We start from the raw sequence: 22,787 nt of genomic DNA on the forward strand, positions 1-22,787 counted from the left end.
AGGGGAGGGGCGTCGCGATCGCGGCGCCCCTCCGCCGATGCGGGGAATGTTTCGTCCTCGCGTAAAGTTCATTCATCCGAATGCAAGGAGACCCCATGGACGCCACCCCCGTCGAGCTCGGCCTCGATACCTTCGGAGACATCTCGCGCGGCCCCGACGGGTCGCTCCAGTCCGACGCACAGACCATCCGCAACGTCGTCGAGCAGGCCGTGCTCGCCGATCAGGTGGGCCTGTCGTTCTTCGGCGTGGGGGAGCACCACCGCAAGGACTTCGCGGTCACCAGCCCCGAGATCGTGCTCGCCGCCGCCGCTGCCCGCACCTCGAACATCCATCTCGGCACCGCGGTGACCGTGCTGTCGTCCGACGACCCGGTGCGCGTGTACGAGCGATTCGCCACGCTCGACGCCGTCTCGAACGGTCGCGCCGAGGTCATCCTCGGGCGCGGGTCGTTCATCGAGTCGTTCCCGCTCTTCGGCTACGACCTCAGCGACTACGAACAGCTGTTCGAAGAGAAGCTCGAGCTGTTCTCGCTGCTTCTCGACGAGAAGCCCGTCACCTGGTCGGGACGCACGCGGGCCGGACTCCAGGATGCCGACGTGTACCCCAAGACCGAGAACGGTCTGAAGGCGTGGGTCGGCGTCGGCGGGTCGCCGGAATCGGTCGTGCGCGCCGCACGCTACGGCTACGGCCTCGTGCTCGCCATCATCGGCGGATCGTCGGCCCGGTTCCGCCCCTTCGCCGACCTGTACCGCCGCTCGCTGCAGGAGCTCGGCAAGCCCGCCATGCCGATCTCGGTGCACTCGCCCGGCCACGTCGCCGAGACCGACCAGCAGGCGTGGGACGAAGCGTACGAGGGCGTCGCCGAGCTGAACACGACGATCGGTCGCGAACGCGGCTGGCCCGCTTACAACCGCCTGCGCTTCCAGCAGGACGTCGGCCCCGAGGGCTCGATGTACATCGGTTCGCCCGAGACCGTGGCCACCAAGATCGCCGCCACCGTGAAGGTGCTCGGCGCCTCGCGCTTCCAGATGAAGTTCGCCAGCGGTTCCATCTCGCACGACCGGCTCATGTCGGGCATCGAGCTGTACGGCACCCGCGTGCTTCCGCTGGTGCGCGAGATGCTCGCCGACACCGATCTCTCCGTCGACGCCGACCTGCCCGGCATCCGGTGACCACCACGACCGACACCGTGCGGGTGTCCGAACGCCTCGACGCGCTGCCGTTCACCCGCCGTCACGGCAAGATCCTCACGGGGTCGGGTCTGGGCTGGGCTCTGGATGCCATGGACGTCGGGCTCATCTCGTTCGTCATCGCCGCACTGGCGGTGCAATGGCAGCTCGCGCCCACGCAGGCGTCGTGGATCGCCTCGGCGGGCTTCGCCGGGATGGCGATCGGGGCGAGCCTCGGCGGGCTGCTGGCCGACCGTTTCGGTCGGCGCCAGGTGTTCGCCCTGACGCTGCTGGTCTACGGCGTGGCAACCGGCGCGAGCGCCCTGGTCGGGGGCCTCGGGGCCCTGCTGGTGTTGCGCTTCGTGGTGGGGCTGGGCCTCGGTGCGGAGCTGCCCGTGGCCTCGACCTACGTGAGCGAGTTCGCGCCGGCGCGTATCCGCGGGCGCCTGATCGTGTTCCTCGAAGCGTTCTGGGCCGTCGGGTGGACCGCCGCCGCACTCATCGGGTACTTCGTCGTCCCCGCGTCGGCCGACGGGTGGCGGTGGGCGTTCGCGCTCGGCGCGATCCCCGCCGTGTACGCCCTGATCGTGCGGTGGGGGCTCCCCGAGTCGCCGCGCTGGTTGGCCTCGCGCGGCCGCAACAGCGAGGCGGTCGCGATCGTGCGCGATCTCGAGGCCGCCGCCGGGCGCATCTCGCTCGAGCCCTCGTCCGAGGGAGTCGCGGCATCCGCTCCCGCCCCGCGCGCACGCGTGGGCGCCCTGTGGTCGCGGTCGCTCCGCGCGCGCACGGCGAGCCTGTGGGTGCTGTGGTTCTGCGTCAACTTCTCGTACTACGGCGCCTTCATCTGGATCCCGACGATCCTTGTCGCCCAGGGCTACGACCTCGTGCGCTCGTTCGGCTTCACGCTCATCATCACTCTCGCGCAGCTGCCCGGGTACGCGGTCGCCGCGTGGCTCATCGAGGCCTGGGGCCGGCGCGCGACGCTCGCCACCTTCCTCGCGGGTTCGGCCGTCGCCGCGGTGCTGTTCGGCACCGCGTCGGGCGAGGTGTCGCTGATCGCCACGGGCATGATGCTGTCGTTCTTCAACCTGGGCGCCTGGGGCGCCCTGTACGCCGCCACGCCCGAGACGTACCCGACGGCGCTGCGCGCAACGGGTGCCGGGTGGGCGGCCGGTGTGGGACGGATCGCCTCGATCCTCGCCCCGCTGGCGGTGCCGCCGCTGCTCGCCCTGGGCGGCGCCCCGGTGCTGTTCATCGTCTTCGCGGCGTTCTTCGCCGTCGCCGTGGTCGCGGCCCTGTTCTTGCGCGAGCAGCGGGGACGCGCGTTGGCGTGACCCGTCGACGTGCTCGCCGCGCCGTTCTTGCGCGAGCAGCGGGGACGCGCGCTGGCGTGACCCGTCGCCGCGGTCGCCGCGCTGTTCTTGCGCGAGCAGCGGGGACGCGCGCTGGCGTGAACCGTCGCCACACACCGTCGAGTGTCCAGGACACGCCGTGCTCGCCCCGACGGACGCGGCGTGTCGTGGACACTCGAAGGGGTGGGCCCCGCGCGTAGGCTCGACCCATGGCATCCGTCCGCTACGTCGCGATCGGCGACTCGTTCACCGAAGGAGTCGGCGACGAACTGCCCGACGGAACCGTGCGGGGGTGGGCCGACCTCGCCGCTCAGGGATGGGCGGATGCCACCGGCGAACCGATCGAGTACACGAACCTCGCGATCCGCGGCAAGCTCATCGAGCCGATCGTCGAACAGCAGCTCGAACCGGCGCTGGCGCTGAAGCCGACGCACCTGTCGTTCAACGGCGGGGGCAACGACATGCTGCGTCCGCGCGCCGACCTCGAGCGCATCGTCGGCCTGTTCAAACATGTGCTGCGCCGGTGCGACGACGAGGGGGTGCAGCTGATCGTGCTCTCGGGGGCCAACCCCTCGGCGGGGCTTCCCCTCGGGCGCGTGCTGCAGGTGCGCGGCGACCGGCTGTCGAAAGCCGTCGAGGAACGCCTCGCGTCGCGCGCCGACGTCATCACGGCGTACAACTGGTTCGACCGCGAGCTCGCCGGCGGGGAGTTCTGGTCGATCGACCGACTGCACATGAACACCCGCGGGCATCACCGCGTCGCCGCGCGCGTGCTCAAGTCGGTCGGTCTGGCGGCACCGGAGGAGTGGTGGCGCCTGCGCGAGATCCCCGAGATCGAGCGGCTGAAAGGCTCGGCCTACTACCGCGAGCACGTCGCACCGTGGGTGCGACGTCGCCTGTCCGGCACCTCGTCGGGCGACGGCCGCGCGCCGAAGTTCGGCGGGCAGTGGGTGGAGCTGACGCCGCGCGGATGACGGGCCGGGGCTCGGCATCCGGAATCGTCCACACCCTGGCCCGGGCGGCCGCGGGCGCCTAGGATCGCCGGATGTCCCTCTCGACCAGGACGATCTGCGCCCTCGCGACCGTCGCCGCAGCGGCCATCGCACTCACCGGATGCACCGGAGACGACGACGCGGCGCCCTCACCCGGCGCCGTCGCGAGCGAGACGACGTCGTCGCCCTCCGCGTCGCCGTCCGTGACCCCCGACCCGTGGGCGGGGTACTTCGACGATGAGGTGGCCGCCGCCGCACCCGGTGACTTCCTCTGGCAGTCCTGGGGCACGTTCGGCGACCCGGGCGGCGTCGCTCCGTTCCGCAGCGACAACCAGACGATCGACCCCGGCGCATACGCGGTCACGATCGACTGCGCCGGACCCGAGACGGTGACCGGGCGCATCTCGACCTCGGCGGGGACGGCCATCGGCGAGCCGCTGCTGCTGCCCTGCCAGGCCTCGACGCAGGTGCAGATCGATCTGCCCGAGCGTGGTCTGCTCGTCGAGCTCGACAGCGACCGCGCGCCGGGGGCGTTCCTCATTCGGGTGAAGGCTCGGGTGTAGGCGGCTGCGGGGGAGGGTCGTCGGGGTGTCCGGCGGTCCGCCGCTTCGGGCCGCGGCCGCGTCCACGATGGGGGCGATCGACTTCGTCGCGCGAATGCGTGCGTCGTAGATGGGCGAGAACGGAGAAAGCGATACCGCACACCCGGTCCATGGATTCATGCGCGACGATGTCCTCATGACTCTCGCGATCGTCACCGGAACCACCAGCGGAATCGGCCTGCACACGGCCATCGGCCTCGCTCAGCGCGGCGCCCAGGTCGTCGCCACCGTGCGCGACACCGGGCGCGCCGACGCGCTGCGCGCCGCGGCATCCGACGCCGGTGTCGAGCTCGACATCCGCGCGCTGGATGTGACGGATGCCGCGGCCGCCCAGGCCCTCGTCGACGCGGTCGGCCCGGTGGACATCCTCGTCAACAACGCCGGGCGCGGCGCCGTCGGCACGCTCGAGCAGCTCACCGACGCGCAGCTGCAGGAGCAGCTGGAGACGAACTACCTCTCGGTTGCGCGACTGACGCGTCTCGTGCTCCCCGGTATGCGCGACCAGGGGAGCGGCCGCATCGTCACGGTGACGAGCGTCGGGGGAGTGGTGGGTCAGCCGTTCTCCGACGCGTACTGCGCGGCGAAGTTCGCCGTGGAGGGCCTCATGCAGTCGCTCGCGCCGGTCGTCGCCCCCTTCGGCATCGACGTGTCGATCGTCGAGCCCGCCGCCGTCACCTCGTCGTTCGTCGACTCGGTGCACCGCGCGGCGCCGGGCCCGTACGCCGCCCAGCAGCAGGCCTACCTCGACCGGGCCGCGACGTCTTTCGCGAACGCGCAGCCCGCCGACGAGGCCGCCGAGACCGTGATCGAAGCGGCGCTCACCGATGACCCGCGCTTCCGCTGGCAGACGTCGGAGGCCGCCGTGCGCTTCGCCGGTCTGTCGATCAGCGACCTGTCGGGCGCGCGCGTGCTCGACGTGACGTCGAGCTGGGTGCGCTGACCCGCGCCCAGGGCGCCCGGCGGTCTCGGCAGCGGAGCGTGTTGCTCAGTACAGCAGCGCCGCAGGCTCGAGATGGGCGGTCTGATCCCCGACGAGCGTGAGCTCCCGCGGGTCGATCTTTCGCACCTCGGTGGTGTCGGCCAGGTCGTCGAGGGTGACCCAGAAGATGTTGGGGCTCCGCGTCGAGCCGAAGTAGTAGACCCGGTTGGTGAGGTCAGCTCCAGCGCGCCACCAGGTGGGGTACACGTCGCCGGTCGAGTACGGCGCGCCGTAGGGGACCGAGACGTTGGCGATGAGCTGGAACACTCCCGCCACGGCCTCTTCGGTGTTCTCGGGCTCGGGCAGGTAGTGCAGGAAGTACGCCGAGCGCACGAACCGGTCGGCCGACGTGATGTCACCGGGCGGGGGAAGCTCACCGCCGAAGGGCCGGTACCGGGCGCGATTCTCGAGCTGCTTGTCGAGCGTGGGGGAGTTGGCCATCACCGTGTACTCGGAGCCGTGGTGCACGACCAGCTCGCCCCCCAGAGGCTCGATGATCGCGGAGTCTCCGGAGGCGTCTTCGAGGGCGATGTGCACCCCGAGCTGGATGCCGCGGAACAACGGCGAGGTGATGCGCACGCGGTCGATGTGGGCGACGGCGTCGGCCACGGTGGCGAAGTTGTCGAGCAGGTACTGCACCCACAGGGCGTTGGCGACCGACGGCCGCCCGTCGGGCTCGGGAAACTCGACGTCGGTGGGGTCGAGGTACAGGGCGTGGGCGCCGAGCCCCTTTTCGTTGAGGCCGTCGACGGTCCCCATGCCCCACATGCTGGTCACGACGCTCGCATAGGCAGACGTCCAGGTCAGCGAATGGTCGTCGGCCCGGCCGTCGCGGGCCGTGCCGCGGGGGAGGAACCACAGCTCGGGTTCGTCGCTGACGGCCCAATCCATGCAGCGGCTGACGGTCTTGGCGACGTCGTTGGTGTTCCAGAAGATTCGCGTGCACACGAGGTGCAGCGTATCCCTTCGCGGCGGGGACGCTAGGGTGCACACGTGCCTGTGGAAAGTGACACCCCGTCGACCGGCCCCTGGGGCTGGGTCGGAGTGTGGGTCCGCGAAGAGAAGTTCTGGCGCGATATCGGCGCACGAGTTCTGGCGGGTGTCGTCACGGCGGCGATCGTCTACGCGGGGGCACTGCTGCTCGGCTACCTGCACACGCCCGAGATCGGCGCGGGCCTTCTTCTGGGTCTCGGTGTCTTCGCCTGCGGGAGCCTCGTCGCGGGCAGCGTCGCGCTCCTGAGCGGCGCGCGATCGCGCCAGCGGGCGGGGCGGGGCGTCGGGGCGCGCATCGCGCTCGCAATTCTTCTGCTGCTCGCGGCGGGTGCCATCGCCGCCGGAGTCGTGTCGGACGTGTTCTTGACCTGATCGGGTCGAGGGATCGCCGCCGGCCGTGTGGGTGCCGGGGAAGGGTCTTTCCTCTTCAAGCTGACATAATGTGCATTATCGGCGAACGTCCTGGTTGGGCTGCATCGAGCGAAAGAACCCCCGACGCGCTGCAGAGCACGCAGCAAATGCCGAGCACGTGCGCTCTGACGAGATCCGCATCCGCGCACGGCGTGCTGACCTCGCGAGCACCCACGGCCGGCGCCTCGCACGTCGACGGCCTCACCCGCGGCCAGGTGCCGTTGCCGGAAACGCGCTCGCGACGGAGAACGTCTTGATACACGGTGTGCTTAATTCACGATTTTCTGTATCCTGGCCGCATGTCGACGATCGCACCGAGCGCCACCGCGACCCACACCGCCGCACTGGCACGCCTGGGGCACGCTCTGTCCGACGGAACGCGCGCGGGGGTGCTCCTCGCTCTGCGGGAAGCTCCGGCGTATCCGTCCGACCTGGCGGACACGCTCGGGGTGTCGCGTCAGGTGATGTCGAATCAGCTGGCGTGTCTGCGCGGTTGCGGGCTCGTCGAGGCCGTGCCGGACGGGCGCCGCACCTGGTACCGGCTCGCCGACGCGCACCTCGCGCCGGCGCTGGATGAGCTGCTGCGCGTCGTCCTCCACGTCGAGCCCGACTGCTGCGCGGGTGAGACGTGCACCTGCGCGTGAGCGATGCCGCGACCGACAGGCGGCGGGTCCTGCAGCGCCGTATCCGGTGGATCGTCGCCGCCACGATCGTCTACAACGTCGTCGAGGCCGTCATCGCCCTCACGGCGGGAACGATCGCCTCATCGTCGGCCCTCATCGGTTTCGGCCTGGACTCGACCATCGAGGTGCTTTCGGCGGCCGCCGTCGCGTGGCAGTTCACTCGACGCGAACCCGAGCGATGGGAGAAGGGCACTCTTCGCGTCATCGCGGTCGCGTTCTTCGCCCTCGCCGCCTACGTCACGGTGAGTTCCGGTCTCGCCCTCGTGGGCCGGGTCGAGGTCGAGCACTCCCCCGTCGGCATCGCCCTCACGGCGCTCAGCGTCGTCATCATGCCCTTCCTCTCGCTGGCCGAGCGGCGCGCGGGCCGCGAGCTCGGGTCGGCGACCGCCGTCGCCGACTCGAAGCAGACGCTGATCTGCACCTACCTGTCGGCTGCGGTGCTCACCGGCCTCGTCCTGAACGGGGTGTTCGGCTGGTGGTGGGCCGACGCCGTCGCGGGCCTCGTCATCGCCGCTTTCGCCCTGCGCGAAGGGCGGGAAGCCTGGCGCGGCGACGCCTGCGCCACCTCCGTCGGGATGATCCTCGAGGCCGACCATGACCCCGCCGACCACCACACCACCGCGCACGGCCACGCGCACGAGGACCATCACTGAGCCATGAAATCCCTCTTCACGCCCTTCACCGTGACCGCCGCGGCGCTCGCGATCCTCATCGTCGCCGGGCTGGTCGCCTTCCTCGTCGACCGAGCCCAGTCCCCCGGCCCGTCAGCGAACCCCGCGATCATTCGAGACGACACCCAGGTCTTGGACGACGGCGGCCAAGACGCGGTGACGGTCGTGGAGTTCCTGGATTTCGAATGCGAAGCGTGCAGCGCGACGTACCCCGTGGTCGAGGAGCTGCGTGAGAAGTACGCGGGGCGCATCACGTACGCCGTCCGCTACTTCCCCCTCCCGGGCCACGCGAACTCCACCACCGCGGCCGTCGCGGCCGAGGCCGCCGCCCAGCAGGACCGGTTCGAGGACATGTACCACCGTCTCTTCCAGACGCAGAGCAGCTGGGGCGAGGCGCAGGAGTCACAGGCCGAGACCTTCCGCCGTTACGCCGCCGAGATGGGACTCGACATGGCGGCGTACGACGCGGCGGTCGCAGACCCGGCGACCGCCGCCCGGGTGAAATCGGACCTCGACGATGCCCGCGCGCTCGGCGTGCGCAGCACTCCCACGTTCTTCGTCGACGGGGCCCCGCTCGTCCTCCAGAGCGTGAACGACCTCGAGAACGCGGTGAAGGCGGCCACCGAGCGCTGATCCGCTCAGCCGTCGGCGATCGTCGAGGGTGAAGCCCTCCGAGGCGCCACCCCCTCAAGCCTCGTCTGCCTCCTCGCTGCAAGAGCCGACCGTGCATCGCGACCGTCTCCGCCCCCGTTACGCTCGAATCGATGCCTCTCACCCCCGCTCCTCTGCCCCGCCGGGTCGTCGCGTGACCGGCGTCCTCACCGGCTTCGCGGTCGTGGGCCTCGCCGTGGTGGTGGGCTACGTGATCGCCCGCATCGATCTGCTCGGGCCGCACGCGCGCCACGTGCTGAGTCGCCTGACGTTCTACGTGCTCTCGCCCTTCCTGCTGTTCACGGTGCTCGCCCGCGCCGACGTGGCCACGCTGTTCTCGGCGCTCCTGCCGGTGTCGATGATCACCGCGGCCGTGATCATCGGCCTGTACACCCTCGTCTCGGCGCTGATACTGCGTCGCCCGGTCGGCGAGACGGTCATCGGCGCGTTGTCGGCGGGCCAGGTCAACAGCAACAACATCGGCATCCCGATCTCGCTCTACATGCTCGGCAACGCGGCGTTCTCGGCTCCCGTCATCCTGTTCCAGCTCCTCGTGCTCATGCCGATCGCGCTGTCGATCCTGGATGCCGTCACCTCGGGCTCCCGCTCCGTCGGGCGGATCGTGACGCAGACGGCCAAGAACCCGATGCTCATCGGCTCGGCGCTGGGTGTGCTCGTCGCTGTGCTCGGTGTCGACCTGCCGCCGATCGTCTTCGATCCGCTGCACCTCATCGCGGGGGCGTGCGTGCCGGTTCTTCTGATGTCGTACGGCATGTCGTTGTACGGCCAGCGGGTGCTGACCGAACCCGGGCGTCGCATCGACGTCGTCATCGCGTCGGTCTTGAAGCTCGTGGCCATGCCCGCGCTGGCGTGGCTCGTCGCCCTGTGGTTCGGTCTGCCCGACGATCAGGTGTTCGTGGTCGTCGTCCTCGCCGCGCTCCCGACGGCGCAGAACGTGTTCAATTTTGCACAGCGGTACGGCGTCGGCGAGATCCTGTCGCGCGATGTGGTGTTCCTCTCCACCGTCGGGTGCCTTCCCGTGCTGTTCGCGGTGGCCCTGCTGCTCGGGTGACCTCACCCCCACACGTCGACGGCATCACCCCCTCTTCACCCTGTGGAGAGTTCTGACGGCGGCCGGTCGCGGTGAGCCTACGATGCTCGCGTCCCCTTCGCCGATCCACCGCGGGAGCCCTCATGACGTCGTTCTCCATCGACACCGAGGCGGTGCGCGAGATCGCCGCCCGGGTGCAGGGCATACGCGACGAGGCGCCTCTCGCCGCCCCACTCCCCCGCGTCGAGTTCGGTCACGGCGGGCTGGCCGCGGCGACCGCATCGTTCTCTGTGCTTCTTCTGCGTGCGTGGCGGAGCCGCCTCGTCGAGACGGAGCAGATCGCCGTGCGCCTGCGTGCTTCCGCGGACGCCTACGACGAGGCCGACGAGGCGGCGGCAGCAGCGCATGGGTGATCTCGCCTCCGTCGCCGACCCCCTCGTCCTGATCCCCGGTCGCCCCGACCAGATCTTCTCCGCCTCCCGCGCCTGGACCCAGCTGTCCGACGCGGCGGTGGGGCTCGCCGACCGGCTGTTCGCCGTCTCCGTGCACGACGCCTGGCAGGGTGAGGCCGCAGACGATTTCTCGCTCCGCCGTACCTCCGCCGCCGACGACTGGTCGGTCGTCGCCCGAGTGCTGGTCGAGTGCGCGGCCAGCCTGCACCGGTACGCCGAGACCCTCGCCTGGGCGCAGGGCCGGGCCGTGGATGCCGTCGACCTGCATCGACGGGGTCTCACCGAAACGCTCGAGACGGCTGCTCAGAACCCTGCCCAGGGCGCCGCCGATACCGGAGCGGCCCTCCGCGTCCGTGCCGAGGAGCTGCTGTCCGAGGCCCGCGAGGTCGTGCGCACCCGCGGCGAGGAGTGCGCGGCGGCGATCGAGGCCGCCGCCCGCGGGATGAGCGAGAACGGGCGATGGAGCGCCGCTCTGCTCTTCGCCCCCGCACCGTCGATCGACGCGCTCGCCCCGCGGGCGGCGACCCGCCGCCTGGGGATCTCGATCCTGGAGCGCCTGTCTCGGGCCGACGCGGAGCAGCAGATCAGCGAGCTGCTCGCCCTCCACCCCGACTGGATGACGCTTCTCGAGCAATTCCCACCCGACGACGACCAGGTCCGGGCGTGGTGGGACGGCATCGACGACCCGGCGGTCCGCTCCGCCCTGCTCGCCGCGATCCCGGCCGTCCTGGGCACCCTCGGTGGGCTGCCCCCGCTCGTTCGGGTGGCCGCCAACCGCGAGAACGCCGCGGATCGCGTGGCAGCACTTCAGCGTTCCCTCGACGACCCCCACCTCGCCCCCGAGGAGCGCGCGGCGATCACGGCAGAGAAGCAGTACCTGCAGCGCGCGGTCGACGGCGACGTCCAGCTCTACCTGTACGACGCCCCCGCGCATCGCATCGTCGAGATGATCGGGACGCCCTCGACGTCCACGACGACGACCGTCACCTACGTGCCGGGCACCTTCACCAGCATGCAGAGCTTCTACGGAGGGGGTCCGCAAGAGGTCGTGGAGTGGATGAACCAGCAGGATGCCGGTGTGCTCGGCTTCGTCTGGAAAGACGGGGTGTTCCCGGGCGATGAGGCCGGGGCCCCGCCTTCGTTCGCCCTCGCGGAGCTCCCGCTGGCGACGGGGCTGTCGCAGGCGAACGATCCGTATCTCGCGCGCGCCATGGGAGACCGTCTCGCCGACTTCGCTGCCGAGATCCGCGGCGCGAGCGACGCCGTCACCGACAGCGAGAGCGTGGCGATGGGGCATTCCTGGGGTCTCGCACCCCTCACCGCCTCGGAGGTCGCCGGTGCTCAGTACGACCAGGTTCACTCGCTGGCGGGGGCCGGGATGCCGGAGGGGTGGGCACCCGATCCGGGAACGACGTACGCCCACTGGGCGTACACCGACGTGCTCACCATGGCGCAGGAGACGGGAGTCGTCTGGGAAGGACGCGTCCCCGCTCACGAGCCGGCCTTCGAGAGCCACGTCTACGCGCGAGACGGAGACGTCGACATCCCGCTCCCCGCTCCCCCGGCGATCGGCCTACCCGGGATCGAGCCGCAGCCCACGCCCAGCTTCCGGGTGTCGTTTCGCGCGCTCGAGAATCACCAACTCATCGCGAGCGACGAACTTGCCAACCTCAACGTGCTCGAAGACATCCGAAGAAGGGTCCGCGAATGAAGAGATCACTGCTGTGGGGAGCGATTCTTGTTGTCGTCGCCGGTTCGCTGACGGGTTGCTCCGCGCCCGGACACAGAATCACGGACGACAGTCTGGACGTGTACGGAGCGAAAGACATCGCACAACGCATGGAACGAGCGCTGTCGGCGTTCGTGCCCAAGGAGGCAACGTCGTCTGTGGAACAGATCGATTCGGGCGTCCTGCTCTCCTGCGAAGGTGACCGCTCCTTCCGGTGGACTGGACACCTCTACATGGATCTCGTAACGGACATCGATACGGAGCCTCTTGTCGACGAGGTCGCCGCTCACTACTCCGAGGAGCCAGGTTTCTGGACCGAACGGGACACGACCCGCGACGGTGTGCCTCGAGTGCGGGTCCGAGGTCCGCACGGATCGAGCTACTCCATGGCGCTCAGCGTCGACCGCACGCGCATCGAGATCCTCTCCTTCTCCCCCTGCTTCCGCCTGGCCGACGGCCTCCACCCGCGCGACACCTACTGACGGGACTGCACCGTGTACATCCGGTTCGACAGCGCGCGCCACGGCGAGCTCGTCGCGCACCTCGACCACGCGCTCTCCGGCATCGCGATGGAGATCGACCTGCTCGACCGGGAGGCCAGTCGCCTTCGCGGGGACTGGCACGGCTCGGCGCGCGAAGCCTACGACCGGACCCACACCGCGGGGGCGGCGTTGCTCGAGGAGCTGGAGCGCGGGCTGCGGGGTGCCCGCGACTTCGCCTCAGCGACGGCGGAACGATTCGTCGCGACCGAGCGCGCGGTCCGCGCCCTGTGGCGCCGGTGAGCGGCCGCGCCACCTCGCAATCCCCAGCGCTGCCGCCCACCAACGCAGCGGTCCCGGCACGACCGAGGCGGCGTCGCACATGCGGGTCGGCCCCCGCGCGACCCGCAGAGGAGTTGAGTGTCCACGAAACGCCGCGCACGGCGGTGCGGGGGCGGCGTGTCCGGGACACTCAACAGCGCGCGCGACGCAGCGAGGACCGCAGAAGGGTTGAGTGTCCACGACACGCCGGGCGTGGCCGGGCGGGCGCGGCATGTCCTGGACACTCAACGATCGGCGCCGGCCCCGATCCCCGCACAACGGCGCAACCCCCGGACCCCGCACGACCGGCGCAACCCCCGATCCCCGCGCGGCCCCCGGACCCCGCACGACCGGCGCAACCCCGATCCCGGCGCGGCCGGCGCCGCCACCCAACGGCCCCTTATGACGCCGCTCCACGCGGCGCGCACGCCCGCGTCGCGCCGGTTTCGTCGTGCGGTCTAAGGTGAGCACTGTTCACAGCGTTCATCCAGAAAGGCACGCAATGTCGCCCTCGTCCACGACCAGCCCCGCTCTCAGCGCCGTCCGCACCGCGCTCGGCGTCAGCGGCGCGCTGTCGCTCGTCATCGGCCTGCTCATCCTGGTGTGGCCCGGCCGCACCGCCGAGATCGCCGTCGGCATCATCTCGGTCTACGTCATCATCGCCGGACTGGTGAACATCGGCATCGGCCTGTTCTGGCGCTCCGGCTGGGCTCGCATCGGCTACATCGTGCTCGGCGTGCTGTTCATCGTCGCGGGCATCTTCTCGTTCGCCAACCTCTCGGCCACGACCGCGTGGTTCGGCGTCTTCATCGGCACCCTCGTCGGCATCCTGTGGATCATCGAGGGCGTCGTCTCGCTCACCACCGTCGGCCACGGCTCGAAGGCACGGGCCTGGACGATCTTCTTCGCGATCGTCAGCATCCTCGCCGGCGTCGTGCTGCTCTTCTCGCCGCTCCTGGGCGCGGTGACGCTGTTCCTGCTCATCGGCATCTCGCTCGTCATCCTCGGCATCTTCCAGATCGTGCGAGCGATCCAGTTCGGCAAGGCCGCGTAACTCGGGTACGCGAAAGGGCCCGGATGCCATGGCATCCGGGCCCTTTCCGATTCACACGACCGGCAGGTACCGCGCCCACCATTCGAGGACCGCGTCGAAGCGCTGCACCCGGTGCTGCGGCCGACCCGCGCGGGTGAGCTCGTGGTCTTCGCCGGGGAAGACGAGCATCTCGGCCTCGGTGCCCTGGCGCTTCAGCGCCGCGTAGTAACGCGTGGCCTGTTCGAGCGGGCAGCGGAAGTCCAGCTCGGAGTGGAGCACCAGCGTGGGGGTGCGCACCCGGTCGACGACGGCCATGGGGCTCTGCGCGGCCATCTGCTCGGGGTCGGTCCCGACGTACTCCTGACCGAAGAACGAGCCGATGTCGCTCGAGCCCGGGAACGCGGTCGGGTCGAGGAACCCGCGCTCCACGATCGCGCCGGCGAAGCGGTGGTCATGCGCGATGATCCATGCGGTCATGTATCCGCCGTAGGACCCGCCCATCACGCCGACGCGGTCGCCGTCGAGGCGAGGATCTGCCGCCACGACGCCGTCGAAGAAGTCGAGCACGTCGAAGAAGTCGAGGGTGCCCATCTTCTGTCGGATCGACCGGCCGTGGGCGCGACCGTATCCGGCGCTCCCGCGGGGGTTGCTGTAGACGACGGCGTACCCGGCGTCGACGAGCACCTGGGTCTCGTCGAAGACGTGCACCCCGTATGACGCGTACGGCCCGCCGTGGATCTGCAGGATGACCGGGAACGGCCCCTCGCCCTCGGGCGTGGCGACCCACCCGTGCACCGGGTAGCCGTCGCGGCCGGCGATCTCGTGCTCGACCGGCACGACGACACCCCGCTCGCGCACGGCGGCGCCGAAGTCGGTGACGGCGCGAACGCCCGCGACGGGGTCGACGAGCACCAGCTCACCGAACGATTCGGGCGCGGCGACGGATGCCACGACCCGGCCGTTCGCGACGGCGTGGCCGTTGACCTCGAGGTCCCCGCCGAGGACCTCGGACACGTCTGCTCCGCGCGTGACGCGCAGCAGGCGCAGGCGCCCGCGGGTGCGGTCCTGCACGAGCACGTCGCCGTCGTCGAACGACAGGTGACTGCCGACCTCGCCGAGATCGATCGTCTCGGCGTCGGTGAGCCGGCGCGGACCCTCGGCCTCCAGCAGGAACAGCGAGACGCCGGGGGCGACGAAGTCCACGCCCTCCGGACCCACGTCGTTCGCAAGCGCGAAGATCGCCCCGTCGGGCGCCACGGCGACCTCGGCGACCGACAGGTCGGCTGAGGTCGAGAGCACCTCGCGCTCGGCCCCACCCTCGACCGCGACGGCCACGATGCGGTCGCGCAGGTCGCGGCGGTCGGTCTCGATCACGTCGGGAACGCTCAGCAGCTCGCTGCCGTCGTGCGTCCAGACGACGCCGCTCCAACTGGTGTCACCCTCGGTCAGCCGCGTGGGCTCGGCGGGTATCACGCGCTTCTCGGGCGCTTCGAGCGCCGGAGCGGGCGTGTAGAAGGGCTCCGCATCGGTCGAGGGCGCGTCCACCACGAAGAGATGGCTCGGGCGGTCCAGGTAGCCGGCGCCGTTCGAGTGCCACCGGATGCCGGTGATCCGACGCGGCGGTTCGGCGGCGGCATCGCGCCCCTCGACGGTGCCGTACCGACCGGGCTCGGGCACGCGCGCCGAGAACGCCAGACGCGTGCCGTCGGGCGACCAGGCGACGTCGGTCACTCCCCCGGGCTGGTCGGTCACCTGGACCGGCTCGCCACCGAGGACCGAGACGACGAACACCTGCGCGCGGCCGCGCTCATCGGCGCGGAGGAACGCGACGGTGGCGTCGTCGGGCGAGAGGCGCGGCGCCTTGTCGGCGACACCGCGGGTCAGGCGGCGCGGCGCGCCGTCGGGCAGGTCGACCCGCCAGAGCTGGCCCACTCCGCGGTCAGCGACGAGATCGGGGCGCGAGGTGGCGAAGACGGCGACGTCGCCGTCGGACGAGAGCGCGGGGCGCCCCACGGAGACGAGCGCCTCGATGTCGACGGAGCGCATGGTCACTCGCCTCCGAACGAACCCGTGTCGCCCACGAGACGGGTGTTGTCGGCGGGAACCGGGTCGAGGGCCGCGCGGGCGACCTCGGCCGCGAACTCCGACACGTTGTACAGCTTGCCGGCGTCGTCACGGCGGGCGGCGATCGCGCCGGGGTTGGCGCGCTCGAGCAGGGTGGCCGTGATGGTGCCTTCGATCATGTCGCCCGAGACGACGGTGAAGCCGATGCCGCGCTCCTCGAGAGCGGGGATCTTCTCACGCAGCGCGTCTTCGCCGGCCCGCTTCGACAGCGCGACCGGCTCGTACTCGGGCATGGTCGGGGTGGTGCGGATGAAGTGCGCCTGGTGACTGGTCACGAACACCACGCGCGCGTCGGCCTTGAGCAACGGCAGCGCGGTTTCGAGCACGGAGACCTGCGCGTCGCGGTTGAGCAGCAGCGCGTAGTCCTCGGCCATGCCGGACTCCATGCCGCCCGAGGCGTTGAGCACGAGCACGTCGAGGCCTCCGAACGTGCGCTCGACCTCATCGAACATCGCCTTCACCGACGCGGGGTCGGTGAGGTCGGCGCCCACGACGAGCGCCTCGACGCCCAGCTCACGCAGCTGCGACGCGAGCTTCTCGGCGCGCGGCGCCTTGTTGCGGAAGTTGATGACGACATTCGCGCCGGCCTCGGCGAAGTACTTCACGGTGTCGGCGCCGATGCCGCGCGACGAGCCGGTGACGAGCGCGGTCTTGCCGCTCAGGGAGCCGGACGGAAGGGTCTGAGACACGGATTCTCCTGACGATTCGAAAAAGGGGGACCGCGAGCGGGGGGACACTCGGAGCCCCTCCCAGCCTACCGATCCCCCGCCCACCGCCACCGGCGCCGGGCCGCAGCCGCGCCGCTCCCCGCGACGACCACGGACGCCTCCACGACGCCGCGAACAGCCCCTGTCCACGGGCACGGGCGTGTCGTACGCGCGTGCTACGTTCTGGCCCGGAGGCCCTGACATGACCGCATCGCCCGCCGCCCGGCATCCCTACCTCTCACCGGAGGGACCGCGTGTGCTGGCGCACCGGGGGCTCGTCACCCCGGATGCCGTCGCGAACGGGCTGGTCGACAACTCGTTCGCCGCGGTGGCCGCGGCGCACGCCGCCGGCGCCGTCTATGTCGAATCGGACTGCCACCTCACCGCCGACGGCACCGTCGTGCTGTTCCACGACGACGACCTGCGACGCGTCGCCGAAGACCCTCGGGCGATCGCCGATGTCCGCGTGCACGAGCTGGCGGAGCTCATGTCGGACCGCGGCGGCCTCATCACCCTCGCCCAGGCGCTCGACGCCTTCCCCGACGTGCGCTTCAACCTCGACGTCAAGGCCACCGCCGCGGCCGAACCGGTCGGGCGGCTCATCGCGCCGCACGCCGAGCGGGTGCTCGTCACGAGCTTCTCCGACGATCGCCGTCGCACCGCCCTCGAGGCGGCCCGCCGCGCGGGGGCGACCCGCCGCCCGGCCACCTCCCCCGGATCGGCGACCATCGCCCGCCTGCTGGCGGCGCGCGTGCTGGGCCAGCGCCGGCGTGTGCGGGAGCTGCTCGCCGACCTCGATGCGCTGCAGGTGCCCGAGCGGCACGGGGTGATCCCGGTCGTGACCCCGGGCTTCGTCCGCGACGCGCACGCCGCCGGCGTCGAGGTGCACGTGTGGACGGTCAACGAATCCGCCGACATGCACCGCCTGCTCGACCTGGGCGTCGACGGGCTGGTCACCGACCGCGCCGACCTGGCTCTGGCCGTGGTGAACGAACGGTGAACGCCAGCTGACTGAGCATTCTCTGTGAAACCCGGCCGCGGGCCCGCCGTTCGAATAAAGCGCACAGGTGCGAGCGTTATACATGGGGACCGACGAGAGGACCACACAATGGCAGACCGCAGTCTCCGCGGCATCCGACTCGGCGCCCAAAGCCTCCAGAGCGAAGACGGCGTCGTGTTTCACGACCGTGCACAACACACGTACAACTGCAGCACCTGCGGACGCGACACCGTCCTGACGTTCGCTGCAGACGCCGAGGTTCCGGAGTCCTGGGAGTGCCGCACGTGCGGCGCCGAAGCGCTGCTGCGCATCGGTGACGGCATCGCGACCGTCGACCACAGCGGCGACAAGGCCGCCCGTACGCACTGGGACATGCTCCTGGAGCGTCGCACCCTCCCCGAGCTCGAAGAGCTGCTCGAAGAGCGTCTCGCCTTCGTGCGCGCCCGCCGTGGCGCCGGGAACGAGAAGCTCAGCGCCTGACGCTGAGAAACGGATTCAGACGCCGGCCCCTTCGGGGGTCGGCGTCTTCTTCGTGGCGCGGGACCGCACCGCGACGAGCACACCGGCCGCCAGCAGAGCGACGAGGCTCCCCCCGCCCACCACGATCTTGACCGCGGGTCCGATGACCGTCGCGGGGGTGAGACCGGTGCGCAGCGGCACGTCGGTGAGCATGTGCCCCGCGACGTCGACGGGCAGCTCGTCGAGGGTGGCCCCGTCGGGTGCGATGACCTGGCTCGTGCCCACGGTCGAGAGGTTCACCACCGAACGACCGGTCTCGATCGCCCGCATGCGCGCGAAGGCGAGCTGCTGCAGGTTCTCGTCGGTGCCGCGAAAGTCGGCGTTGTTGGTCTGGAACATGTAGATCTGCGCCCCCGCGGCCGCGCCGTCCCACACCACGTCGTCGTAGATCACGTCGAAGCAGATGGCAAGGCCCATGCCGACACCGTTCAGGTCGAAGAGCGGGCTCGCCGTTCCGGGGGTGTACTCGCGCCCGATCAGACCGATCAGGTCGGGAGCGAACGGCTCCCAGAACGCCCGGTCGGGCACGTACTCGCCGAACGGCACCGGATGCCGTTTGTCGTACGTGGCGATCGCCCCGCCGTCGGGGGTCCACAGCAGCGCGGAGTTGAACAGGTCGGGCCCGCGCTCGGTCACCGCTGACACGAGCAGCGGCGCGTCGACCCGGCGCGACAGCTCGTCGAGCACGGCGGCGGTCGGTCGCGAGGCGGTCGGGTCGGAGTCGACGCCACCCTCGGGCCAGAGCAGCACGTCCATGTCCTGCCCGAGAAGCGGAGCGGATGCCGCCAGCTGCGCGTTCAGCACGGCGTTGCGGGAGCGCTGGTCGAAGTAGCCGGCGGGACCGTTGCCCTGCGCCGCGCCCACGCGCAGCGAGCCCGCGTCGGTGGTCGGGAACTGCGGCAGCGCCACGAGCACGACCAGCACGAGTGCGGCCGGCACGGCACGCGCGAGACGGCGGAACCGCCCGGTGCGCACGAACTCGATCGCCATGGCGCACAGCAGCACGACGAGGAACGTCAGCCCCGACATGCCGACCCACGACGCCACCTCGGCGAAGGGCCCGTTCACCTGCGAGACGCCGATACGTCCCCAGGGGAAGCCGCCGTACGGCCACGAGCCGACGACCTGCTCGCGCAACGTCCACAGCCCCGCGACGAGGGCCGGCAGCAGCACGAGCCGTCCGAGCGTTCCCGGCGCCAGCCGCGGCATCCATCGGTAGGCCAGCGCGATGGGGATGGCGAACACCGCGGTGAGCAGCGCTTCGAGCACCGACAGCGCGATCCACGGGATGGGTCCCAGGTAGCGCGCCGTGAAGAGCAGGTTGACCGAGAAGAAGGCCGCCCCGAACAGGAACCCCACGAGCAGCGACGACCAGATGCCCCGACCGGCGAGGACGACGAGCGCGAGCACCACGGCGGGCAGTGCCATCGGCCACCACGCCAACGCGGGGAACGCGGTGACCAGCAGCAGACCCGCCACGACCGAGAGCGGCGCCGCGAACGCCAGACGCAGCACCGACGGGGCGGGCTCGGCGAGGCGCGCGCGCGGACGGCGCGTCGACACGGCGCTCACGCGGACGTGTACGCGACGATGCCGCGCCGCACGGAATCCAACGCCGTGCGCGCGGTCGACGCGAGCTTCGGTTCGGCGACGAGCGAGATCTGGTCGAGCAGGTCGATCGTCTGCTTGACCCAGCGGACGAAGTCCCCCGCGGCCATGTCCGCGAGGGTGAGCACGCTGTCGAGGGGCAGACCCTTCGCCCACGCGTGCATGGCGGGGGCCAGGCCGGAGGCGGGTTCCGCCGAGCCCGGCAGGCGGTGGTCGCGCTCGAGGTCGTCGAGCTCCTGCCAGAGGGTCTGCGTGGCATCGAGCGCCCCGCGGAACGCGCCGCGCGGCAGACCCCGCTCGCCCGGCCCGGCCTCGTCGCGGCGCGGTTCGTACACGAGGCAGCAGGCGAGGGCGGCAAGGGACGGGGCATCGAGTCCGTCCCACAGGCGCTGGCGCAGCGACTCGGCCACGAGCAGGTCGCGCTCACCGTAGATGCGGCGCATCGTGCGACCCGCGGGGGTCAGCACCGTGGCACCGTCGTCTTCGATCGCGACGTACTCCAGGGCGGCGAGCACCTCGACGACCCGGTCGAAGACGCGCGCGACGTTACCGGTGCGCTGATCGATCTGCTGCCGGGTCTTGTCGGTGGTGCGCTTGAGCTTCCAATACCGCTCCGCCCAGCGGGCGTGGGCCTCGCGATCGGGGCACGACTGGCAGGGGTGCCGCTGCATGCGCCGGCGCAGCGACTGGATCTGCTCCTGCCGCTCGTCGCGCAGGCGACGGGGCGCCGTGGCGTCGCGCCGGTTGATCTTCTCGAGATCGCTGAGTTCGCGGCGGATCGTGGAGTACTCGCGGAAGTCCCCGCGGTCGCACGTCATCGCCTGCTCGTAGCCCGAGAGCGACTCCTCGGCATCCTTCACCTGACGCGCGAGACCGACGACCGAGCGGTCGGCCTGGAACTGCGCGAACGACGACTCGAGCACCTCGCGGGCCCGGGCCCGACCGAACTGGTCAATGAGGTTGACGGCCATGTTGTACGTGGGCCGGAAGCTCGAGTTCAGCGGATAGGTGCGGCGCGAGGCCAGCGCCGCGACCGACTGCGGGTCGAGGCCCTCGGTGAACTGCACCACCGCGTGGCCCTCGACGTCGATGCCGCGGCGGCCGGCGCGACCGGTCAGCTGCGTGTACTCCCCCGACGTGATGGCCACGCGAGCTTCGCCGTTGAACTTCTCGAGCTTCTCGAGCACGACCGTGCGTGCCGGCATGTTGATGCCGAGCGCCAGTGTCTCGGTCGCGAAGACGACCTTGACGAGCTTGCGACGGAACAGCTCCTCGACGACCTCTTTGAACGCCGGCAGCAGGCCCGCGTGGTGCGAGGCCATGCCGCGCTCGAGGTTGTCGCGCCACTCCCAGAAGTGCAGGACGGCGAGGTCCTCGTCCTTCAGTGTGAAAGTCAGCTCGTCGACGATCTGGCGGATCTCGACGCGCTCCTCGGCCGAGGTCAGCCGCACGTTCGCGCGCCGCAGCTGCTGCACGGCGGCGTCGCAGCCGGCGCGGCTGAAGATGAAGAAGATCGCAGGCAGCAGGTGGTTGCGCTGCAGCAGCTCCACGACCTCGGGACGGTCGATGCGCTCGATGCGGGGCCCCTGCGCCGCACGGGTCGGCTTGTGCCCGGCACGGCGCTGGCCCGCGTGGCGCGGACCTCCGGCGTGGCGGGCCGAGCGGTACTCCTGCGCGCGCCGGTTGTTCTCGTATCCCCCGGAGTTGCCCCCGCGAATGCGCAGCAGCTCCTGGTTCACCTGGGCGGTGGCGACCCCCGCCCGGTCGTCGAACAGCGGCAGCAGATCGCCGCGCACGAGCACGTGCTGCTCGAGGGGCACGGGCCGGGTCTCCGACACGATCACCTCGGTGTCGCCGCGCACGGTGTCGAGCCAGTCGCCGAACTCCTCGGCATTCGACACGGTCGCCGACAGCGACACGAGTTTGACCGACGACGGCAGGTGGATGATGACTTCTTCCCACACCGCGCCACGGAAGCGGTCGGCGAGGTAGTGCACCTCGTCCATGACGACGAAGCGCAGGCCACGCAGGGCCGGCGAATCGGCGTACAGCATGTTGCGCAGCACCTCGGTCGTCATCACGACGATGCGCGCCGAGGAGTTGATGTTCGTGTCGCCGGTGAGCAGGCCCACCTCGTCGTCGCCGTAGATCTCTTGCAGCTCGTGGAACTTCTGGTTCGACAACGCCTTGATCGGCGTGGTGTAGAACGCCTTGTCCCCGGGCTCCGACATCGCGAGGTGGATGGCGAACTCGCCGACGATGGTCTTTCCGGCGCCGGTGGGGGCCGCCACCAGCACGCTCCGCCCGTCTTCGAGCGCGTGGCATCCGGCGATCTGGAAGTCGTCGAGCTCGAACCGCTGCATCTCGGCGAAGTCGGCCGTGTGCGGGTGCGTCGAACGGGCGCTGGCGCGCGCGAAACGCTCGGCCGGACTCGGCGCGCTCACGCGATGGGCCCCGACGGCGTTGCGGCCGCGGCGGCGCGACGCGCCTTGCGGCGGTCGAACAGCATCGACACCCCGGCGGCGGCGAAGAACAGCACGGTGAGGATGGCGGCCAGCATGAGCATGCTGATGATGTCGGCCGCCGGGGTGGCGAGGGCCGAGAACAGGGTGGCGATGAGGATCGCGACCCGCCAGCCCTTCAGGATCGCCTTGCCGCTCATGATGCCGGCGACGTTCAGCGCGACCAGGAACACCGGCAGCACGAACGCCACGCCCACCACGATCATGAGCTTGAACACGAAGTCGTAGTAGTCGGTGGCGTTGTAGAAGTTGACGCCGCCCTCGGGCGTGAAGCCCCACATGAGCTCGATCACGTGCGGGACGATCAGCAGCCCCACCCAGCAGCCCACGAAGAACAGCGGGACCGCGGATGCCACGAACCCGACCGTGTAGCGCACCTCTTTGCGCGTGAGTCCGGGCATGATGAACGCCCAGATCTGCCACAGCCACACCGGTGCCGACAGGAAGATGCCGATCGAGAACGCGATGCGCATGCGCAGGTCGAACGCCGAGGTCACCGAGGTGAAGTTCAGCGCCGAGAAGTCGTCGCCGCGGCGCTCCGCGATCGCACGGATCGGCTCGGTGATCAGGTGGATGATCGGGTCGGTGATGATGAACGCGACCACCATGCCCACCACGAGGGCGGCAGCCGCGATCATCAGACGCTTGCGCAGCTCCACGAGATGCGCGCCGATGGACATGCGCTTATCGCGCCGCGGCCCCTCGGGGAGGTCGATGCGCGGCGGGCCTGCCGTCACCA

Annotated in this window: 23 protein-coding genes; 17 read left to right on the top strand and 6 right to left on the bottom strand. The window is 70.7% G+C overall.

The annotated features are described in order from the left end of the window. The first annotated feature begins 95 nt into the window (after positions 1-95). The 5 genes from BJP65_RS01685 to BJP65_RS01705 all read left to right on the top strand — a co-directional run bounded on the left by BJP65_RS01685 (position 96) and on the right by BJP65_RS01705 (position 5,055). Positions 96-1,172, top strand: coding sequence for an LLM class flavin-dependent oxidoreductase (locus BJP65_RS01685; RefSeq protein WP_070408022.1), 1,077 nt, complete (start codon positions 96-98; stop codon positions 1,170-1,172). After that, on the top strand, positions 1,169-2,503 hold the full coding sequence (locus BJP65_RS01690) for an MFS transporter (RefSeq protein ID WP_055837478.1): 1,335 nt from the start codon (positions 1,169-1,171) through the stop codon (positions 2,501-2,503). The genes BJP65_RS01685 and BJP65_RS01690 overlap by 4 nt, the downstream gene beginning before the upstream one ends. A gap of 227 nt (positions 2,504-2,730) precedes the next feature. Next, positions 2,731-3,495 (top strand): SGNH/GDSL hydrolase family protein, encoded by a 765-nt coding sequence (locus BJP65_RS01695; RefSeq protein WP_070408023.1) that lies wholly within the window; start codon positions 2,731-2,733, stop codon positions 3,493-3,495. A 71-nt stretch (positions 3,496-3,566) separates the two neighbouring features. Then, on the top strand, positions 3,567-4,076 hold the full coding sequence (locus BJP65_RS01700; RefSeq protein WP_070408024.1) for a hypothetical protein: 510 nt from the start codon (positions 3,567-3,569) through the stop codon (positions 4,074-4,076). 175 nt (positions 4,077-4,251) lie between these two features. Continuing rightward, positions 4,252-5,055, top strand: coding sequence for an SDR family NAD(P)-dependent oxidoreductase (locus BJP65_RS01705; RefSeq protein WP_070409797.1), 804 nt, complete (start codon positions 4,252-4,254; stop codon positions 5,053-5,055). A gap of 45 nt (positions 5,056-5,100) precedes the next feature. Here BJP65_RS01705 and BJP65_RS01710 read toward each other — a convergent pair whose 3' ends face one another. Next, positions 5,101-6,042, bottom strand: a complete 942-nt coding sequence (locus tag BJP65_RS01710) for a linear amide C-N hydrolase (RefSeq protein WP_070408025.1) — start codon at positions 6,040-6,042, stop codon at positions 5,101-5,103. A gap of 45 nt (positions 6,043-6,087) precedes the next feature. On the opposite strand from BJP65_RS01710, the gene BJP65_RS16735 reads away from it, so the two are divergent. The 10 genes from BJP65_RS16735 (at position 6,088) to BJP65_RS01760 (ending at position 13,589) form a co-directional block, all read left to right on the top strand. After that, positions 6,088-6,459, top strand: a complete 372-nt coding sequence (locus BJP65_RS16735; protein WP_181015964.1) for a hypothetical protein — start codon at positions 6,088-6,090, stop codon at positions 6,457-6,459. 338 nt (positions 6,460-6,797) lie between these two features. Continuing rightward, a complete protein-coding gene (locus tag BJP65_RS01720; RefSeq protein ID WP_055837498.1) occupies positions 6,798-7,142 on the top strand; it encodes a helix-turn-helix transcriptional regulator in 345 nt (114 codons plus the stop codon). Further along, positions 7,139-7,834 (top strand): cation diffusion facilitator family transporter, encoded by a 696-nt coding sequence (locus BJP65_RS01725; protein ID WP_070409798.1) that lies wholly within the window; start codon positions 7,139-7,141, stop codon positions 7,832-7,834. The genes BJP65_RS01720 and BJP65_RS01725 overlap by 4 nt, the downstream gene beginning before the upstream one ends. A 3-nt stretch (positions 7,835-7,837) precedes the next feature. Next, positions 7,838-8,485 carry a thioredoxin domain-containing protein gene (locus BJP65_RS01730; RefSeq protein WP_070408027.1) on the top strand — a complete coding sequence of 216 codons (648 nt, stop codon included), beginning with the start codon at positions 7,838-7,840 and terminating at the stop codon, positions 8,483-8,485. Between the two features lie 172 nt (positions 8,486-8,657). Beyond that, a complete protein-coding gene (locus tag BJP65_RS01735) occupies positions 8,658-9,575 on the top strand; it encodes an AEC family transporter (protein WP_070408028.1) in 918 nt (305 codons plus the stop codon). A 122-nt stretch (positions 9,576-9,697) separates the two neighbouring features. After that, on the top strand, positions 9,698-9,967 hold the full coding sequence (locus BJP65_RS01740) for a hypothetical protein (protein ID WP_070408029.1): 270 nt from the start codon (positions 9,698-9,700) through the stop codon (positions 9,965-9,967). Continuing rightward, the gene (locus BJP65_RS01745) at positions 9,960-11,717 is read left to right on the top strand and encodes a putative T7SS-secreted protein (protein WP_070408030.1); all 1,758 of its coding nucleotides are present in this window, start codon (positions 9,960-9,962) and stop codon (positions 11,715-11,717) included. The genes BJP65_RS01740 and BJP65_RS01745 overlap by 8 nt, the downstream gene beginning before the upstream one ends. Next, complete coding sequence (locus BJP65_RS01750) at positions 11,714-12,217, top strand: hypothetical protein (protein ID WP_156459432.1); 504 nt, start codon at positions 11,714-11,716, stop codon at positions 12,215-12,217. Before BJP65_RS01745 ends, BJP65_RS01750 begins: the two co-directional genes overlap by 4 nt. 12 nt (positions 12,218-12,229) lie before the next feature. Continuing rightward, positions 12,230-12,517: a WXG100 family type VII secretion target gene (locus tag BJP65_RS01755; protein ID WP_070408032.1), complete on the top strand. Its 288-nt coding sequence runs from the start codon at positions 12,230-12,232 to the stop codon at positions 12,515-12,517. Positions 12,518-13,037: 520 nt separating this feature from the next. Next, positions 13,038-13,589, top strand: coding sequence for an HdeD family acid-resistance protein (locus BJP65_RS01760; protein ID WP_055837520.1), 552 nt, complete (start codon positions 13,038-13,040; stop codon positions 13,587-13,589). Positions 13,590-13,640: 51 nt separating this feature from the next. Here the strand turns inward: BJP65_RS01760 and BJP65_RS01765 are convergent, their stop codons facing one another. Next, the gene (locus BJP65_RS01765; RefSeq protein WP_070408033.1) at positions 13,641-15,614 is read right to left on the bottom strand and encodes a S9 family peptidase; all 1,974 of its coding nucleotides are present in this window, start codon (positions 15,612-15,614) and stop codon (positions 13,641-13,643) included. Between the two features lie 2 nt (positions 15,615-15,616). Continuing rightward, complete coding sequence (locus BJP65_RS01770; RefSeq protein WP_055837526.1) at positions 15,617-16,381, bottom strand: SDR family oxidoreductase; 765 nt, start codon at positions 16,379-16,381, stop codon at positions 15,617-15,619. Between the two features lie 220 nt (positions 16,382-16,601). On the opposite strand from BJP65_RS01770, the gene BJP65_RS01775 reads away from it, so the two are divergent. Together BJP65_RS01775 and BJP65_RS01780 are read left to right on the top strand one after the other, a co-directional pair. Further along, entirely contained in the window at positions 16,602-17,399 is a 798-nt protein-coding gene (locus BJP65_RS01775; RefSeq protein WP_070408034.1) for a glycerophosphodiester phosphodiesterase family protein, read from the top strand. 108 nt (positions 17,400-17,507) lie between these two features. After that, a complete protein-coding gene (locus BJP65_RS01780) occupies positions 17,508-17,879 on the top strand; it encodes an RNA polymerase-binding protein RbpA (protein WP_055837532.1) in 372 nt (123 codons plus the stop codon). Between the two features lie 15 nt (positions 17,880-17,894). Here the strand turns inward: BJP65_RS01780 and lnt are convergent, their stop codons facing one another. Genes lnt through tatC form a run of 3 tightly spaced genes read right to left on the bottom strand, consistent with a single transcriptional unit; the run spans position 17,895 to position 22,728 of the window. Beyond that, entirely contained in the window at positions 17,895-19,481 is a 1,587-nt protein-coding gene (lnt, locus tag BJP65_RS01785) for an apolipoprotein N-acyltransferase (protein WP_374754280.1), read from the bottom strand. Positions 19,482-19,486: 5 nt separating this feature from the next. Then, on the bottom strand, positions 19,487-21,970 hold the full coding sequence (locus BJP65_RS01790; protein WP_055940146.1) for an RNA helicase: 2,484 nt from the start codon (positions 21,968-21,970) through the stop codon (positions 19,487-19,489). Continuing rightward, entirely contained in the window at positions 21,967-22,728 is a 762-nt protein-coding gene (gene tatC, locus BJP65_RS01795; RefSeq protein WP_055837953.1) for a twin-arginine translocase subunit TatC, read from the bottom strand. The genes BJP65_RS01790 and tatC overlap by 4 nt, the downstream gene beginning before the upstream one ends. Between the last annotated feature and the right edge of the window lie 59 nt (positions 22,729-22,787).

The organism is Microbacterium sp. BH-3-3-3 (genome assembly GCF_001792815.1).
Lineage (GTDB): Bacteria > Actinomycetota > Actinomycetes > Actinomycetales > Microbacteriaceae > Microbacterium.

Bases quoted from the DNA above. Each gene is read 5' to 3' on its own strand.
- BJP65_RS01685 (WP_070408022.1), top strand. From the start codon at position 96: ATGGACGCCACCCCCGTCGAGCTCGGCCTCGATACCTTCGGAGACATC.
- BJP65_RS01695 (WP_070408023.1), top strand. From the start codon at position 2,731: ATGGCATCCGTCCGCTACGTCGCGATCGGCGACTCGTTCACCGAAGGA.
- BJP65_RS01700 (WP_070408024.1), top strand. From the start codon at position 3,567: ATGTCCCTCTCGACCAGGACGATCTGCGCCCTCGCGACCGTCGCCGCA.
- BJP65_RS01705 (WP_070409797.1), top strand. From the start codon at position 4,252: ATGACTCTCGCGATCGTCACCGGAACCACCAGCGGAATCGGCCTGCAC.
- BJP65_RS01720 (WP_055837498.1), top strand. From the start codon at position 6,798: ATGTCGACGATCGCACCGAGCGCCACCGCGACCCACACCGCCGCACTG.
- BJP65_RS01730 (WP_070408027.1), top strand. From the start codon at position 7,838: ATGAAATCCCTCTTCACGCCCTTCACCGTGACCGCCGCGGCGCTCGCG.
- BJP65_RS01740 (WP_070408029.1), top strand. From the start codon at position 9,698: ATGACGTCGTTCTCCATCGACACCGAGGCGGTGCGCGAGATCGCCGCC.
- BJP65_RS01745 (WP_070408030.1), top strand. From the start codon at position 9,960: ATGGGTGATCTCGCCTCCGTCGCCGACCCCCTCGTCCTGATCCCCGGT.
- BJP65_RS01750 (WP_156459432.1), top strand. From the start codon at position 11,714: ATGAAGAGATCACTGCTGTGGGGAGCGATTCTTGTTGTCGTCGCCGGT.
- BJP65_RS01760 (WP_055837520.1), top strand. From the start codon at position 13,038: ATGTCGCCCTCGTCCACGACCAGCCCCGCTCTCAGCGCCGTCCGCACC.
- BJP65_RS01765 (WP_070408033.1), bottom strand. From the start codon at position 15,614: ATGCGCTCCGTCGACATCGAGGCGCTCGTCTCCGTGGGGCGCCCCGCG.
- BJP65_RS01775 (WP_070408034.1), top strand. From the start codon at position 16,602: ATGACCGCATCGCCCGCCGCCCGGCATCCCTACCTCTCACCGGAGGGA.
- BJP65_RS01780 (WP_055837532.1), top strand. From the start codon at position 17,508: ATGGCAGACCGCAGTCTCCGCGGCATCCGACTCGGCGCCCAAAGCCTC.
- tatC (WP_055837953.1), bottom strand. From the start codon at position 22,728: ATGTCCATCGGCGCGCATCTCGTGGAGCTGCGCAAGCGTCTGATGATC.